Source organism: Proteus sp. LHD240705, assembly GCF_047921555.1.
GTDB lineage: Bacteria > Pseudomonadota > Gammaproteobacteria > Enterobacterales > Enterobacteriaceae > Proteus.
Genome location: NZ_JBLRMI010000001.1, coordinates 543885 through 561135, shown reverse-complemented (window position 1 = coordinate 561135; position 17251 = coordinate 543885). Strand labels below are relative to the sequence as shown.

At 36.9% G+C, this 17251-nt stretch carries 14 protein-coding genes; 5 read left to right on the top strand and 9 right to left on the bottom strand.

The features are described from left to right. Window positions 1-169 precede the first annotated feature (169 nt). Both purU and ACNART_RS02620 read right to left on the bottom strand, forming a co-directional pair. Window positions 170-1018 (bottom strand): formyltetrahydrofolate deformylase, encoded by an 849-nt coding sequence (purU, locus tag ACNART_RS02625; RefSeq protein WP_069368973.1) that lies wholly within the window; start codon window positions 1016-1018, stop codon window positions 170-172. A 38-nt stretch (window positions 1019-1056) separates the two neighbouring features. Next, complete coding sequence (locus tag ACNART_RS02620; protein ID WP_198619927.1) at window positions 1057-1530, bottom strand: YchJ family protein; 474 nt, start codon at window positions 1528-1530, stop codon at window positions 1057-1059. Between the two features lie 149 nt (window positions 1531-1679). On the opposite strand from ACNART_RS02620, the gene rssB reads away from it, so the two are divergent. From rssB to ACNART_RS02605, 3 genes are all read left to right on the top strand, one after another. Continuing rightward, window positions 1680-2699 carry a two-component system response regulator RssB gene (rssB, locus tag ACNART_RS02615; RefSeq protein ID WP_285715090.1) on the top strand — a complete coding sequence of 340 codons (1020 nt, stop codon included), beginning with the start codon at window positions 1680-1682 and terminating at the stop codon, window positions 2697-2699. Between the two features lie 179 nt (window positions 2700-2878). Continuing rightward, a complete protein-coding gene (gene galU, locus ACNART_RS02610) occupies window positions 2879-3787 on the top strand; it encodes a UTP--glucose-1-phosphate uridylyltransferase GalU (protein WP_368926602.1) in 909 nt (302 codons plus the stop codon). Between the two features lie 266 nt (window positions 3788-4053). Beyond that, a complete protein-coding gene (locus ACNART_RS02605; RefSeq protein WP_416303429.1) occupies window positions 4054-5061 on the top strand; it encodes an NAD-dependent epimerase in 1008 nt (335 codons plus the stop codon). 231 nt (window positions 5062-5292) lie between these two features. Here the strand turns inward: ACNART_RS02605 and hns are convergent, their stop codons facing one another. Then, window positions 5293-5697 (bottom strand): histone-like nucleoid-structuring protein H-NS, encoded by a 405-nt coding sequence (hns, locus tag ACNART_RS02600; protein ID WP_088495367.1) that lies wholly within the window; start codon window positions 5695-5697, stop codon window positions 5293-5295. 509 nt (window positions 5698-6206) lie between these two features. On the opposite strand from hns, the gene ACNART_RS02595 reads away from it, so the two are divergent. Continuing rightward, complete coding sequence (locus ACNART_RS02595; RefSeq protein ID WP_023581977.1) at window positions 6207-6803, top strand: thymidine kinase; 597 nt, start codon at window positions 6207-6209, stop codon at window positions 6801-6803. Between the two features lie 1199 nt (window positions 6804-8002). On the opposite strand, the gene adhE is transcribed toward ACNART_RS02595, so the two are convergent. Then, window positions 8003-10669: a bifunctional acetaldehyde-CoA/alcohol dehydrogenase gene (gene adhE / locus ACNART_RS02590; RefSeq protein WP_109372116.1), complete on the bottom strand. Its 2667-nt coding sequence runs from the start codon at window positions 10667-10669 to the stop codon at window positions 8003-8005. A 514-nt stretch (window positions 10670-11183) separates the two neighbouring features. Between adhE and ACNART_RS02585 the strand changes: the two genes are divergently transcribed. Next, the gene (locus tag ACNART_RS02585) at window positions 11184-11828 is read left to right on the top strand and encodes a YchE family NAAT transporter (protein WP_109372118.1); all 645 of its coding nucleotides are present in this window, start codon (window positions 11184-11186) and stop codon (window positions 11826-11828) included. Between the two features lie 84 nt (window positions 11829-11912). Here ACNART_RS02585 and ACNART_RS02580 read toward each other — a convergent pair whose 3' ends face one another. The 5 genes from ACNART_RS02580 to ACNART_RS02560 form a co-directional block, all read right to left on the bottom strand. Beyond that, complete coding sequence (locus ACNART_RS02580) at window positions 11913-12629, bottom strand: ABC transporter ATP-binding protein (RefSeq protein WP_416303437.1); 717 nt, start codon at window positions 12627-12629, stop codon at window positions 11913-11915. Next, window positions 12616-13452, bottom strand: a complete 837-nt coding sequence (locus ACNART_RS02575; protein WP_368887787.1) for an ABC transporter ATP-binding protein — start codon at window positions 13450-13452, stop codon at window positions 12616-12618. Before ACNART_RS02575 ends, ACNART_RS02580 begins: the two co-directional genes overlap by 14 nt. Next, window positions 13445-14275: an ABC transporter permease gene (locus ACNART_RS02570; protein ID WP_100160281.1), complete on the bottom strand. Its 831-nt coding sequence runs from the start codon at window positions 14273-14275 to the stop codon at window positions 13445-13447. Before ACNART_RS02570 ends, ACNART_RS02575 begins: the two co-directional genes overlap by 8 nt. Further along, the gene (locus ACNART_RS02565; protein WP_196532557.1) at window positions 14275-15318 is read right to left on the bottom strand and encodes an ABC transporter permease; all 1044 of its coding nucleotides are present in this window, start codon (window positions 15316-15318) and stop codon (window positions 14275-14277) included. Before ACNART_RS02565 ends, ACNART_RS02570 begins: the two co-directional genes overlap by 1 nt. Window positions 15319-15394: 76 nt before the next feature. Then, window positions 15395-16960, bottom strand: coding sequence for an ABC transporter substrate-binding protein (locus tag ACNART_RS02560; RefSeq protein ID WP_109372126.1), 1566 nt, complete (start codon window positions 16958-16960; stop codon window positions 15395-15397). Between the last annotated feature and the right edge of the window lie 291 nt (window positions 16961-17251).

Below are 17251 nucleotides of genomic sequence, written 5' to 3'. Positions count from 1 at the left end.
GACTGACTGCTGTAAAATTGTGCGTATCGTTCGAGCTTTATGCGCTATCGTATTGATTTTAAGCAATATCATCTCTATTAGTAAGAGATAAAAAATAAACCGCGATATGTTTTATATCGCGGTTTACATTTAGATAGTCACACTGTTTGCGTTATTAGTGACAGAAAACTTATAAAATGATTGTTCTGTTACCATAAACGAAGACACGTTGTGAAAGTACCCAATATAAAGCATGGCTAAGAACATTCTTTTCAACATCTCGACCGGCTCTCATCATATCTTCAGCAGAAAACGTATGGTCAACATTAATCACATTTTGAGTGATGATTGGGCCTTCATCTAAATTATCATTTACGTAGTGTGCTGTTGCACCAATGATTTTCACACCGCGCTCATAAGCCTGATGGTAAGGGCGTGCACCAATAAAGGCAGGTAAGAAAGAGTGGTGAATATTGATAATTTGATTCGGGAAGTTTTGTACAAATGCAGGTGTTAATACACGCATGTATTTTGCGAGTACAACATAATCAGGTTTGTATTGATTAATTTGTGCAATTAACTTTTCATCATGCTGATCACGGGTTAAGCCTTCATGGCTAACAAGATGGAAAGGAATACCAAATTGTTCTACTAGATGTTTTAACGTATCGTGATTACCAATGACGGCGGCAATTTCTACATCCAAATCACCAAATGCACTTTTCATTAATAAGTCACCCAAGCAGTGTGCTTCTTTTGTCACCATAATGACAATGCGACGACGACCTGCGGTATTTAATTCACGTTTTGAGCCTTGTGGTAAGGCATCATCTAAATCTGCAAGAAAGGTTTCATCATTAAAGATACCTTCAAGCTCGGTGCGCATAAAAAAGCGACCTGTACGATGATCAACAAACTCACTATTTTGAACAATATTTAATTGATGTTTGTAGCAAATATTCGTGATTTTAGCGATAAGTCCTTTTGCATCAGGGCAAATAGTACGCAGTATTTTTTTTTGAGTATTTTGGTGTTGCATGTATGGATAAATCCTTTCTTTTACTTCTGTGTTTGCAGTTATTTGATGTTATTTTCACAACATTTTTTGTATTTACGCCCTGAACCACAAGGGCAGGGATCGTTTCGTCCCACTTTCGGTTTCACACCGTCAATATAAAACCAACAGTCATCTATTTTTAGAAAACGAGAGCGTTCATGTAAGTACTGTTTATCATCGGCATTTCTTTCAATAAAGCAAGCCGAGAATTCAACATATGCCTCATTTTTATTTGTGCTTACTTGCGATGAGATAACATTGAGTCCAAGCCATTGTGTATTTGGAAAGCCAGAAACTAATTCATCATGCAAGGAGACAACACGACAAGAGGGATGCCACGTCTTGATTAAGTAATCAGCATTATGTTTAACGAACGCGCTATAACGCGAACGCATCAATGCTTCTGCTGTTGGGGCGTTCTTTTGACCTAAATGGTAAGGCTCACAGCAATTCGAGTAGAATAATTGGCTATTACAGGGGCATAAACTTGACAAAATAATGTCCTAACTCACGTTATCAGTATGACGATTTCCCATAGATTGAAAAAAGTAATGATTGGGAATAATTAACGTCAATGTTGAACTAAACTAATAATGTAGCGCTAATTAATCAGCATGTGAAACGATAGTTACCGGAGTCACCAATGAATAAAGCCTTAGTGGGTAAAAAAATCTTAATAATTGATGATGAGGTCGTTTTTCGCACCATGTTGACGGAATATTTCTCACATGAAAAGGCTTGCGTTTATACAACAGATAACGGTAGCCAAGCATTATCTTTATTAGAAGGGGGATTGCTTCCTGATCTTATTTTATGTGATATCCGTATGCCAGTAATGAATGGTCCCACTTTTTTATGTCATCTTGAACAACGTAAATTGGCTATTCCTGTTATTGCTATTTCATGTACAGATAATATGGCTGAAGTAGATGATATGTTGCGTTTAGGGGCGCAAGAGATTTTTCTTAAGCCAATAACACATCTTGAGAAATTAAAACAAAAAGTCATTGAAGTATTATGCCCTGGCTTTTTTGAATCAGTATTAATAGAAGGTATACATTTAGAACCACTTTGGAATAGCTTACGAAAAGATACCCATTATATTCAATCGTTCATAAAACAGATGCAACCACAGGTTAAGCAGATTATTGCGGGATATTGTGTTAATTATCGTCAATTAAATGATATTGCTAAAATGGGTTTATTATTTGATATTGCGGCTTTATCCGAAGATCAAATTATCTTCTATTGTGTCGATATATCGAGAGATGATGAAAATGGGCTTTTGGTCGCTTTACTCTTACGGGTTGTTTTTAATGATGTATTAAAGTCATCAGAAAAAATACGATCTTTACCAAGTATGTATAATATGTTGAATAAACTAAATAAAATGCTTAATGAGATTGGGGTAAAAGGACAATTTCCTATAACACTAGGATATTATCATACGCAGAAAAAAAATATATTATTAGCCTCAGCAGGTTTAAAAGCTGAAATAAAAACAGAAAGTAAAAAATTTGAATTAAATAGCGGTGTTCCCTTAGGTACATTGCAACTTTTATATATTAATCAAGTAAAATGTGAGGGAACAAATTGGCAATGTAAAATTTGGGATAACACAAACCAGATTAAATTAATGTTTTCCCCTATCTATAAAAGTTAAATTTAGATTAAATAAAAACAGAATATCGCGCATATATTAAACATAAATGAAGAACTATCTCAATTAACGGGTAGGACTCTGTTTATCCTTAGATATTAGCTGGTATACTCTGGCGATTATTTTTAATTGTACCCATTCACATCTGAAAGTAGAACGGTACGAATTGCAGGAGAAGTATAATGTCATCAGCAGTGCGTAAAGTTAGAAAAGCGGTGATCCCTGTTGCTGGATTAGGAACACGAATGCTACCTGCAACCAAGGCAATTCCAAAAGAGATGTTGCCAGTGGTTGATAAGCCTCTTATTCAATATGTGGTGAATGAATGTATTGCCGCAGGTATTAATGAAATTGTACTTGTTACACATTCATCTAAAAATTCAATTGAAAACCATTTTGATACAAGTTTTGAATTAGAAGCAATTTTAGAAAAACGAGTAAAACGCCAGTTATTAGAAGAAGTACAAGGCATTTGCCCAAGCCATGTCACTATTATGCAAACTCGTCAGGGAATAGCGAAAGGATTAGGCCATGCCATTTTATGTGCTAAGCCATTAATTGGTGATGAACCTTTCGCTGTTATCCTGCCTGATGTTATTTTAGACAGATACAGTGCTGATTTAACGAAAGTTAACTTAAAAGAGATGCTTTCTCATTTTGAGCGTTCAGGCGCAAGTCAAATCCTTGTTGAGCCTGTTCCTGAAGATGAAGTCTCTAATTATGGTATTGTTGATTGCATGGGTGAAAACTTATGCCCAGGTGATAGCAAACCAATTACTCGTGTTGTTGAAAAACCTAAGAAAGAAGAAGCACCTTCGAATTTATCTATCGTAGGGCGTTATGTGTTATCTGAAAGTATTTGGCCACTATTAGCGAGAACAGCACCTGGTGCCGGAGATGAAATTCAGTTAACGGATGCGATTGCAATGCTGATTGAAAAAGAAGCTGTTGAAGCTTATCACCTGCAAGGGAAAAGCCACGATTGTGGTAATAAATTAGGGTATATGAAAGCCTTCGTAGAGTACGGAATACAGCACGAAGAGTTCGGTGAAGACTTTGCACAATGGCTAAAATCATTAAAGATACAGTGAAATAAAGCCCATTAATAATCATTTATATGGTTAATCTCATTGTATAATTCTTATAAATGAATGATGCATAATAAGCTGATATTTTATGAGAAAAGCTAGATAAAGTGATTGTAAGAGATTAAGGTATGGCTCAATGCATTTAGTATTGAGCCATGTTGATTTCTGTAATGTATGACGATGTTAAGCGTTATGATGTTTAATCTAGGTGATATTAAGCATGATAGCGTTGACATGAAAAATAAATTATTGGGTTATTGAGTAATAATATGAAAATATTGGTAACAGGTGCTGCGGGTTTTATTGGCTATCATATGAGCCAGCGTTTAATCGAAATGGGTTATCATGTTGTCGGAATAGATAACATGAATGATTATTATGATGTGCGTTTAAAAGAAGCTCGATTAGCTAAATTACAACAGCTAGAAAAATTCCATTTTGAGAAACTTGATATCGTTGACTCAGCAAAAGTGGCTCATTTATTTGCATCACACCAATTTGACCGAGTTATTCATTTAGCTGCTCAACCAGGTGTTCGCTATTCAATTGAAAACCCAATGGCATATATTGATGCGAATATTGTTGGGCATATTAATATATTAGAAGGATGTCGCCATAATAAAGTCGGACATCTTATCTATTCCTCTTCAAGCTCGGTTTATGGTTTAAATCAGAAACAGCCTTTCTCAACAGAAGATAGTGTTGATCACCCAGTTTCATTATATGCGGCAACAAAGAAAGCCAATGAGTTAATGTCTCATAGCTATTCACATTTATATCAATTACCGACAACAGGATTACGTTTCTTTACGGTATATGGGCCTTGGGGACGTCCTGATATGGCATTATTTAAATTTACGAAGGCAATGCTAGCTGGCGAACCTATTGATGTTTATAACAGTGGAAATATGACGCGTGATTTCACTTATGTCGATGATATTGTGGGATCTGTTGTTCGATTAGTTAATGTTGTACCAGAAGCAGATGAAAACTGGACAGTAGAGAAAGGTGAAACGTCTTCAAGTTCTGCTCCTTATAAAATCTATAATGTGGGTAATGGGCAGCCAACCAAATTGATGGCATTCATTGAAGCGATAGAAAAGTCACTAAATATTAAAGCTAAATTGAATTTAATGCCAATGCAAGATGGTGATGTGCTTTCTACTTGTGCTGATTGCCAAGACTTGTTTGAGACAATAGGTTTTTCGCCGAATACCGAAGTAGAATATGGCGTAAAACAGTTTGTTGATTGGTATTTAAGTTATTATAAAAATTAATAATATTAGTTTAATTGGATCAAAGAAAAAAGGAGCTATAAAAGCTCCTTTTTCATTATAAATAAAAATAAATAACGCAGTTATTACATTTTTTATTTTCGCTTACCCACATTTAATACAAACAACATCAGCACATATTAAAATTAAACGCTTGTTTAATTAAATGAGGTAAACAAGAAAATACCCTTTTAATTATTTAAAAGGGTATTTCAAATAGAGTATTGACTTAAATTACAGCAGGAAATCGTCTAATGATTTGCCTTCTTCATCAATAGCACGTTTGATTACTGCTGGTGTACGACCTTGGCCTGTCCAAGTTTTAGTTTCACCATTTTCATCAACGTAAGAGTATTTAGCAGGGCGAGCTGCACGTTTAGCACGGCCTGTTTTATTAACAGCACTTGCTTCAAGTAAGTCTGTTGGATCAATACCGGCTTCTTCTAACATTTCACGGTATTTTTGTAATTTTTGAACACGTTCTTCTTCAGCTGCTTTTTCTAATGAGAATTCTTCACGACGCTCATTAACGACAACTTCGAGTTTCTCCAGCATTTCTTCTAAAGTTTCTAAAGAAGTTTCTCTTGCTTGTGCACGGAGAGTACGGATGTTATTTAATATTTTTAAAGATTCGCTCATTTTCCTGGTCTCAAATAAATGTTGTTGGCTGATGTAATACTAATAATAGATTGCTATTTAAATTTCTGCAATACCTAAATACAAACCTTACGTAAAATTTCTTTTTTTTAAACTAATATCTCAACGAAAAAAATAATAAAAGTTGAGGCATCTTTAGTCAATAAAGGAAATATTAGTAAGGAAATGCATCTTTTAACTGATGATAGCGCTAATGCTAAAGAATAGAAAGCTTTGTTCATTTTTTTATAATAACGGACTTTTTTCTAAAAATGGAATCGGACTAACTTTCATACTTTAATAAAGGTATATCAAGGTGTGTTTTAATATGTTAAGTACTTATTAAAGCTATTTATTTTTTAAGCAAAAATTAGCATTAACAACGAAGTTCATCTTTCGGTAGTATATCTAGAATAGAAATAAAGGTAATAAATACTTGTTATGGATAACTTGTAGAATGTTTATGTTAGACTGTCGCTCGTGAAAATAAACACTATTTAAGGAGTGAGCTGATGGCTCAACTTTATTTTTATTATTCAGCCATGAATGCTGGAAAATCAACATCTTTATTGCAATCCTCTTATAACTATAATGAACGAGGAATGCGTACATTGATTTTCACTGCGGCTATTGATACACGCTTTGCAAAGGGGAAGATTAGCTCAAGAATAGGATTAAGTGCGGATGCATTACTCTTTAGTGATGATATGAATATTCGCGACGTTATTGTTGCTGAGCATAACAAACAGCCTATTCACTGTGTATTGATTGATGAATGCCAATTTTTAAGTAAGGCACATGTCGAACAACTTTGCGAAATAACGGATACCTATGATATTCCCGTTCTCACTTATGGATTAAGAACGGATTTTAGAGGTGAGTTATTTACAGGTAGTGCTTATTTATTAGCATGGGCTGATAAACTGGTAGAACTTAAAACAGTATGTTACTGCGGTAGAAAGGCAAATAAAGTATTACGTTTAGATGATAAAGGAAATGTACTGAGTGATGGTGCTCAAGTTGAAATAGGTGGAAATGAAAAATATGTTTCAGTCTGCCGTAAGCATTATACGCAGGCAACGCTAAAAGGGTGTATTGAACAAGAGTAACCTTTTCAATTTCCCTCTTTTACTAATTTGTCAGAGTGAAAGAGGGGGATGAAATAAGAATTCAAATAAAGTGTTATATTACGTAATACTAAAAAATACTTATATATTTTTAATTTTTAGCCAATTTATTGGCTTTTTTTATATCAAATTGCGGTGAGTTTGATTTTCGTCTGTGACGAGATGTTATTTTTTGATGGGGAAATTTATTTATTTCATTATCATTAATCAAAAAAGACATAATCAAATATACGTAAGGTGTTTGTTTTGTGATGTCGATATTGTTTTTTACAAATGATAAGAGAGATAGACATTTGATGCATTTATATTATTCATAGTTTAATAAAATTGAATAAAGATAGTCATGAAATACTGAAAAAATATTTCTTTTATCTATGGTTTGTATAATGAAACATTTATATCGGGTCTTATAGATGCTGATTATAGGATGCTTAATTTGTTATTGAATAAATAAAGCACTTCACTTTATGCCTGTCAATACGGATAAACAGGCTCCTTTTATACTCCTAAAGGAGTAATTTCTATGTGGAAAGCACAAATAGCGACCTTTATTACGTTCGCCAGCTAGCAAGCCTCATTTCGATAATATTTTATTAAAATTATGTTTTTTATAAATCCAATGTAGCTAGGGATATAAAATATTTATATTTCTATATTTTGATTACTAATTAATAATCAAAATGATGAAGTCTATTTATTTTTATCGGATAAGAAGAAAAGCACGATTGTAAATCGTAAAGCGAACACAATAGCTTCACATATCGTTATAGTCATTTTATGAAGAAAATAAGGTAAGAATGAAATAATTATACCAACTAATGAAAGAGGAAAAGAGTTTGATGCGCCTTGTAATCATCTCTAAGGCATTTTTTATAATATGGTAATGCGATGGTATGACTTGAATGATAAGTTGTTCAGCGTCTTTTTTAGAGCTAATTATGAACGTATAAAGGAAGACACTATTTTTATAGTAAAAACCAAACTTTTTAACTAGGTGTAAATACCTATAATTTATGACTGAATAGTGACTTATCCCGCCTTATTCCTCAATCTCAGAAATCAGTAGCAAAATGCATATAAACAAATGATCAGCCATAAAAAAACCCAGCCATAGGACTGGGTTTCTATTTAAGAACAAATAACCGAAATATCGAGGATCACATTAACACAGTGTGTTTCGATTATTTTTTACTGCTTTTTTTAGCTGGTTTTGCTTCTTCTTTTACTTCAACAACGGGATGCTCATTAAATTCACGACCGTAGTAAGAATCTAATAACAGTTGTTTCAGTTCAGAGATCAGTGGGTAACGTGGGTTAGCACCAGTACATTGATCATCAAACGCATCTTCAGATAATTTATCAACTCTTGCTAAGAAATCACTTTCTTGAACACCAGCTTCACGAATAGAAGATGGAATGCCTAATGAAGATTTCATTTCTTCTAACCAAGCTAACAATTTTTCAATTTTAGCAGCAGTGCGGTCACCTGGTGCTGAAAGTTCTAAGTGATCAGCAATTTCTGCATAACGACGACGTGCTTGAGGACGGTCGTATTGGCTAAATGCAGTTTGTTTTGTTGGGTTGTCATTAGCGTTATAACGAATAACGTTTGAAATTAATAACGCATTAGCTAAACCGTGAGGAATATGGAACTCAGAGCCTAATTTATGCGCCATTGAGTGACAAACACCCAAGAATGCGTTAGCAAAAGCAATACCTGCAATAGTTGCCGCATTATGAACACGCTCACGAGCAACAGGGTTTTTTGCGCCTTCATGATAACTTGCAGGCAGATATTCTTTCAGTAATTTTAATGCTTGCAGTGCTTGCCCATCAGAATATTCGTTCGCTAATACAGAAACATAGGCTTCTAATGCGTGAGTTACAGCGTCTAAACCACCAAATGCACACAGAGATTTAGGCATATTCATAACAAGGTTTGCATCAACGATAGCCATATCTGGGGTTAATGCATAGTCTGCTAATGGATATTTTTGGCCTGTTTCGTCATCAGTTACTACCGCAAATGGCGTTACTTCAGAGCCAGTACCTGATGTTGTTGTGATAGCAACCATTTGTGCTTTCACACCCATTTTCGGGAATTTGTAAATACGTTTACGGATATCCATAAAGCGTAATGCTAATTCTTCGAAATGAGTTTCAGGGTGTTCATACATAACCCACATGATTTTCGCCGCATCCATTGGTGAACCACCACCTAATGCGATGATCACATCAGGTTTAAAGCTGTTCATTTGTTCTGCGCCTTTACGCACAATACTTAATGTAGGATCGGCTTCAACTTCAAAGAAGACTTCTGTTTCAACGCCAAATTTTTTCAGTACGCGAGTGACTTCATCAACATAACCATTGTTGAATAAGAAACTGTCGGTCACGATAAAGGCACGTTTTTTACCGTCAGTCGCAATCTCTTCTAGAGCGATAGGTAAACAACCACGGCGGAAGTAAATAGATTTTGGAAGTTTATGCCACAACATATTTTCTGCTCTTTTCGCCACGGTTTTAGTGTTGATAAGGTGTTTTGGCCCTACGTTTTCAGAAATGGAGTTACCACCCCATGAACCGCAACCTAATGTTAGAGAAGGAGCAAGCTTAAAGTTGTATAAGTCACCAATACCACCTTGGGATGCTGGAGTATTGATTAAAATACGAGATGTTTTCATTTTGTCGCCGAAGTAGGCAACATGTTCAGGACAGTTATCTTGGTCTGTATATAAGCAAGAAGTGTGACCGATACCACCCATCTCAACTAATTTTTCAGCTTTTAGCACCGCATCTTCAAACGATTGAGCATGATACATGGCTAATAGTGGAGATAATTTCTCGTGAGCAAATGGTTCTGCTTCTGTTGTTTCTTTGACTTCACCAATTAAAATTTTGGTATTTACAGGTACTTCAATGCCAGCCATTTCAGCAATTTTTGTTGCAGGTTGACCCACGATAGCTGCGTTTAAGTTACCGTCTTTTAAGATGATGTCTTGAACAGCTTTTAATTCTTTACCTGTCAGCATGTAACCGCCATGAGTTGAGAAACGCTCACGAACTTGTTTGTAAATGCTGTCAACAACGATAACAGATTGCTCTGATGCACATATTACGCCGTTATCGAAAGTTTTAGACATTAAGATTGAAGCCACTGCACGTTTGATATCAGCAGAATCATCAATAACCACTGGTGTATTACCTGCACCAACACCGATAGCTGGTTTACCAGAACTATACGCTGCTTTAACCATGCCTGGACCACCTGTCGCTAAGATCAGGTTAATATCATCATGGTGCATTAACGCGTTAGATAGGGCAACAGAAGGCTCATCAATCCAACCGATAATATCTTTTGGTGCGCCAGCAGCGATAGCTGCATTTAAGACGATTTCAGCTGCACGGTTTGTCGCTTCTTTTGCACGAGGGTGTGGAGAGAAGATAATACCATTACGTGTTTTTAAGCTAATTAATGCTTTAAAAATCGCAGTAGAAGTTGGGTTAGTTGTTGGTACGATACCACAGATGATCCCAATAGGTTCAGCAATGGTTATTGTGCCGTAAGTCAGATCTTCAGATAAGATACCGCAGGTTTTTTCGTCTTTATACGCATTGTAGATGTACTCAGAAGCAAAGTGGTTTTTAATCACTTTATCTTCAACGATACCCATACCAGACTCTTTAACAGCCAATTTTGCAAGAGGAATACGGGCATCAGCGGCAGCTAATGCAGCAGCACGGAAAATAGCATCAACTTGTTCTTGAGAGAAGTTAGCAAATTCACGTTGAGCTTTTTTTACACGAGCAACCAAATCATTGAGTTCAGTAACGTTAGTTACGGACATAAAGAGACTCCTGATAAAATGTTAAATTTTTTAAGCAAATTAGCCGTTATCGTCATAACTAATAAGAATAGCTTAGATAGATGATAATGTGCTTATTTCAGTAATAATTATAAGAGGGCATAATTTGCTTAAAAAACTTAAAAAAAACAATAATAAAGGTAAATATATTTTCGAAGTAACCCTCTTTCTTCGAATGGTAACAGCTTACCATCTTTCTAATTAATTAACGTGATGCATGTCACAAAATTAGCAAGCTGACACCTTTCAGCAAGGCTATTTATGAGAATGATTCTTATATGAAATAAATATTCAACGATTTTTTTGTCGTATACTCTATTTCGATATAAAATTAAACCACTAGGTTTTGATCAGTTTACAAGAGAATATTTTAGGTAAAAACTTGTTAACTAATAGAATTAACTGGTTTATTGATTTAAAGTAACGCGCATTTTTTGGAGTTACTCTATCTTTTATAGAATAATTCGCATGTTTATTAGCCAAGAAGGGGCTTTTCATGGGGTCACTGCTGGATTTATCCGGTTATATTAAATTTTTTGTCGGTCTTTTTGCGATTGTAAACCCAATTGGTATTTTGCCTGTCTTTATCAGTATGACGAGTTATCAAACTGATGCAGGGCGTAACAAAACAAACTTAATTGCGAATGGCTCCGTTGCAATTATTTTAGTTTCTTCTCTGTTAATTGGTGATTCTATACTGAGTATTTTTGGTATTTCTATCGACTCGTTTCGTATAGCAGGGGGAATACTGATTGTTACTATTGCAATGACAATGATAAATGGGCGTTTAGGGGAAGATAAACAAAACAATCAAGAACGAAACGAATCCGCAGTACGTAATAGTGTTGCAGTTGTACCTTTAGCATTACCATTAATGGCAGGGCCTGGAGCAATCAGTTCTTGTATTGTGTGGAGCTCTCGCTGGGAAGGCTTTACTAACTTTTTAGGATTAGCCGCAACCAGTATCTTTTTTGCATTCTGTTGTTGGTTACTTTTCCGTAGTGCAACATTATTAGTGAAATATTTAGGGCAAACAGGCATTAACGTCGTTACTCGTATAATGGGCTTATTATTAATGTCGTTAGGTATTGAATTTATTGTGACCGGATTACGTTCTATTTTCCCGGGCTTATTAGTGTAAACACAGCGCAGTGCTATTAAAAGAGCAGTATGAATCACTCAAATACTGCTCTGCTCCTTTCTTCACATCTGTTTTTCTTTTATTTCAATCAAGACGATGTATCCCTTTTGATAAAGCTTCTCGATCATAATGTTGTGTTAACTCACCATTTTCCATGAGTGCGGCTCTATCAGACATATGAGCAATCACATCGGCATCATGGCTTACTAATAAATATGTCATATGATGCTGTTTTTTCAGTGTGTTAAGCAGGTTTAAGATCTCGGCTTGTACTGACATATCTAGTGCTGAAGTTGGCTCGTCTAAAAGTAATAATTGAGGTTGTAATAAAAGGGCTCTCGCAATAGCGACACGTTGGCGCTGTCCACCAGAAAGTTGATGAGGATAACGACTTGTTACATCCGCAGGCAAACCAACTTGGGCTAATGCTTGCTCAATCGTATCTTTGTCAAAAGGAATTTGATGGATTTTTAAAGGCTCAGAAAACGCCCGTTCAATACGGTGTTGAGGGTGTAAAGAGGCGTAGGGATCTTGAAATACCATTTGTATATTACGGCGTAATGTCCCTTGAAAACGTTGTCGAGGTTTAATAGTTTGCCCTAAAAGCGATATATTACCTTGCCAATGGGGCAATAACCCAGCAATTACACGTAAAACAGTCGACTTTCCACAGCCAGAACGACCTATTAAGCTAAAGGTTTCACCTTGTTGAACATGTAAATTAATTTCTTTTACAACGTGCTTGGCTTGTTTACCTTGCTCAAATTGAACATGTAAATCATGAATATCAATTAGCATGATGTATTCCCTTGAAATTAAGCATTCTATCTAATACGGGCAATTGAGTGCCATAAGTGCTTGCATTGGGTCTACATGTCCAAAGTGTACGTGTATAAGGATGCGTGGCGGTAGGTAAGTCTTTGGCACTAAGTTCATCGACTTGTTCGCCTTGGTACATCACCATGACACGTTCGCAATATTCGGCAACAAGGGGCAAGTCATGGCTAATTAGCAATAAGCCCATATTACGTTGTTCACACTGTGTGGTGATCAGTTCAAGGATTTGATGGCGAAGCTGAGCATCAAGTGCCGATGTCGGTTCATCGGCAATTAAAATAGTAGGGTTATTAATTAGCGCAATAGCTATCATTGCTCGTTGCCCCATACCACCTGATAATTCACCGGGATAGCGATAAATATTCTGTTCAGGTAAACCAACAGACAGCAGTGTATCGATGATAAGTTGGCGTCTATCTTGGCGCGAAAGTTTTTGATGCTGTTTTACGGTTTCTTCTACTTGTTGATAAATGGTTTTTACAGGATTTAAGGCGTAACGAGGATCTTGTAGTACCATTGAAATTGTATTACCTCGAATGTTATTCCATTGGCGAGACGAGAAATCCAATAGATTACTTCCTTGCAAGCTTAGTTTATCTGCGCTGACTTTTCCCGGCTGACGAACTAATCCCATTAATGCACGAGCGGTCATTGACTTGCCTGAGCCTGATTCGCCAACAACTGCCAAACGCACTTGCCCTAAAGTGAAAGAGACATTATTGACCACTCTTGCCTTTGGGAAATCAATACAGAGGTTATTTACTTCAATTAATGGTGTTTTATTCATGGGTATCTCCCAATACATCGCGTAATCCATCACCCAATAAATTAAATGCCAGACTGCTGATTAAAATTGCTGTACCCGGAATAGCGGCAACCCACCATTGATCAAAAATAACAGGCATGCCTTCTGCGATCATTGCTCCCCATTCCGCCATCGGTGGGCGAGCACCTAATCCCAGAAAACCCAATCCTGCTGCCGCGAGGATAATCACCGCTAAGTTCAGCGCTAAACGAACAATGGCTGAAGGTAAACACAGGGGTAAAATATGTCCCCATAACAGTCGGATACCCTTAATTCCCATCATTTCAGCCGCAGCAAGATAATCACTATTGCGTAAATGTTGAATTTCACTGCGCGATTGTCGCGCATAAGCTGGCCATGCAGTTAAAGCCAGTGCTAATGCACCATTGAGTAGGCCAGGGCCTAACATTGCGACAAAAGCGAAAGCGAGAATAAGGGAAGGCATTGACATCACAATATCGGTGAAGCGCATTAAAATACGTTCAGTCCAACCACCGTAATATCCAGATAAAATCCCAATCAATAATCCTAAAGGTAACGTAATAAGCGCCACCAGTCCCACTAAGCCTAGCATGGGGCGAGTACCATAGATAAGGCGAGAAAGAATATCGCGCCCATAATTATCTGTGCCTAACCAATGTTCAGCATTGGGCGCTAATAAACGTTGGGCTGCATGTTGCCAATTTGGATCATAAGGGGCTAGCCAAGGTGCAAAAATCGCAATAATTAACAGTAAAATGAGCAACGATAAACCGATAAATGCGGAAGGCGAACGCGCTATTTTTCTTAAAAATGAGGATGACATTAGCGGAGCCTCGGATCAGTCAAACGAATAACGATATCGGTCATATTATTAATAAAGACAAAGCATAAACCGATAATTAAAGTACCGCCCATAATGGCTGTGGTATCACCCGCAAAAAGCGCTGTTGTGAGATATCGCCCAATTCCTGGCCAAGAAAAGACCGTTTCTGTCAATACGGCACCTTCTAACATGCCAGTGTAAGACAGGGCGATAATAGTCATTAAAACACCACGAATATTAGGCAGTACGTGATAAAAAAGAATACGCAACTCGCCAATACCTTTTGCTCTTGCTAACGTGACATACTCTTTATTCATCTCGTTTAAGCAGGCTGAGCGAGTTAAGCGAGTGATAGAAGCTAAGGCAAAATACGCTAATAGAGAAACTGGTAAAATAAGGTGCGATAACGCATTAAAAAAAGCATCTTTATCGCCAGCTAATAATGTATCAATTAATGCAAAACCCGTTATGGGTTCAATGGTGAATTGATAGATATCGTCTAATCGTCCGGGACCAGCAGTCCATTGCAATGTGGCGTAGAAGATCAATAACAAAATCAAACCTAGCCAGAAAATAGGGACTGAACTACCTAATAACGTCAGAATTCGCAAAATAAAATCGAGGGGAGTTCCCACAAATCGCGCACATAAAACGCCGAATAAAATTCCGAGACTGGCACCAATCAGTAATGCAACAGTTGCTAATTCCAATGTCGCGGGGAAAGTCGCTAACAAATCATCAAGAACAGGCTGGCCTGTTGATGTCGCGGTACCTAAATGTCCTTGCAGCAGTGCTTCCACATAGTGAAAAAACTGCATGTAGATAGGTAAATCCAGCCCTAACTCATGTTTTACTTGGTTGTAGGTTTCGAGGCTTGCGTGATCACCGACAATTTGTAAAACAGGGTCGACGGGGGAAAGTGCAGAAAGCGTAAAAGTGATGACAAGAAGCCCTAAAAGAGTCAGCACCAGTGTCAATATTCCTTGAGCAAAGGTAATTAACTGACCTTTTAGACGAAAAGGTAACGTCATAGCAGTATTCATACAGCAATAGCCTAGTGAAATGACAAAAAATAGACCATCCACAGTAACATGACTGTGGATGGTTTCAGAAAAAATATTACTTAGTTACTTTGTCATAATAGACCATATCTGCATTTAGACCTTGTGCATAACCTTTGACGTTATCGCGCATGACGATTTGGTTTTTACCTTGGTCGATAAACACATAAGGTGAGCTACGTTGTAACTCTTTTTGCATTTCAGTATAGAGCGATTGACGTTTTGTTTTGTCCGCTTCATTAAGTGCTGCCAATGTTTGCTGACTTAATTCAGGAATTTTCCAGCCATTTAACCAAGCAACAGTGTTGGATTGTCCGTCATTATAAGCAAAGGCACTGGCATTTGAGTGAGCATCAAAATAATCAGGGATCCAAAAGCGGATCGCTGCTTGATGTTGTTTAGCGCGCACACGACTATACACTTGGCTACCCGCAGCAGGTAATAAATCAACTTGTACACCTGCTTGAGCAAAACTTGCTTGAATGGATTGCGCCACAGTGATGTAAGGGACTTTATTTTCTACATCTAACGTAAAGCGTGCATTGGTAATGCCTGCTTTAGCTAAAATTGCTTTGGCTTTTTCTGGATCAAACGTAAATGGATTATCTTTTAATGCGCCCGGTAAACCTACAGGTAAAAAACTTTGGTGAATAAAATACTGACCACGCATTAAGTCTTCAGTAATACCTTTGTAGTCAATTAAATAGCGCGAAGCTTCCCAAAAAGCAGGGTTACTCAGTGCAGGATTTCCACTGGCAGTATTAAACGCCATATACACTTGTTCAGCAGAAGGGATATCTAAAATTTTGATCCCTGCTTTGCCTGCTAATGCAGCAGTCTGGTCTGTGCCTAATTCGCGTGCAATATCTGCATCGCCTTTTTCAATTAGTAAGCGACGAGATGCGGGATCAGGCACGTTTTTAATAATAATATTTGCCATTTTAGGCGCGCCAGTTGGCGAAAGTGGGTTAGCTTCTAACACAATGGCTTGACGCGGTTGATAAGCGCGCATTTTGTATGCACCACTTCCTGCTGAATTCATTTTTAGCCAGCTATTACCAAAGTCATTATTTTTAACATGAGCAGAAACCAGCTTTTCATCAACAATAGAAGCAATCGGGGTTGAAAGGATATTTAGCACAACATCAGGGCTGACATCGGCAGTCCAGCGTACTTCCAATTCGTTATCACTGATTTTTTTTAGCAACGAATTGATGTTATCTGTTTTCCAACCCAAGACATTTAGAATAAAGGCAGGTGATTTATTCATGGTGATCGCACGCTGATAAGAGAAGATAATATCTTCAGGACGCACAGCGTTGCCCGATGCAAATTTTGCGTTGGGTTTAATTTTAAATACGATTGTTTTTTGTTCAGGATTTGCTTGCCAACTTTCAACTAAAATGGGTTCATTAATTTCTGGATTATCACGATTAGGTTGAACAATACGTTGGTATAAACTCGGTACAGTCTGAATACTCGATAACTCATTACTTTCAGCAGGATCAAGGCTGACAATATCATCAAGCCCTTGTACCACAATTAATGTATTAGCAGGTGTTGCTGCAAATGCCGGTACGGAAAGGGCACCCACAACGAATAATGATAATAATTTTGCTTTCATGAGACGCTCCCTGAAACGGTGTAGCTAAAGTCGTTATGTCAATAACTTATTAGTTATTACTTTGTGAAATTAACTTAGGCAAAACGTGACCAATGCGCAAAGTTTTAATTACGCTTACATATAACTCTTCGTTATAAGTGGCTAAAATTAATTATGGTAGAAGAATAATTAACCGCAAGAATAGGATGATGAAATACTCCTTTAGTAGTAACCCATTGACTATTAAGTTGTAGTAGCTGAATTGATTAAGCTGTATTTGATATTCATCAATATCCCTTATGAGTAGTTTCG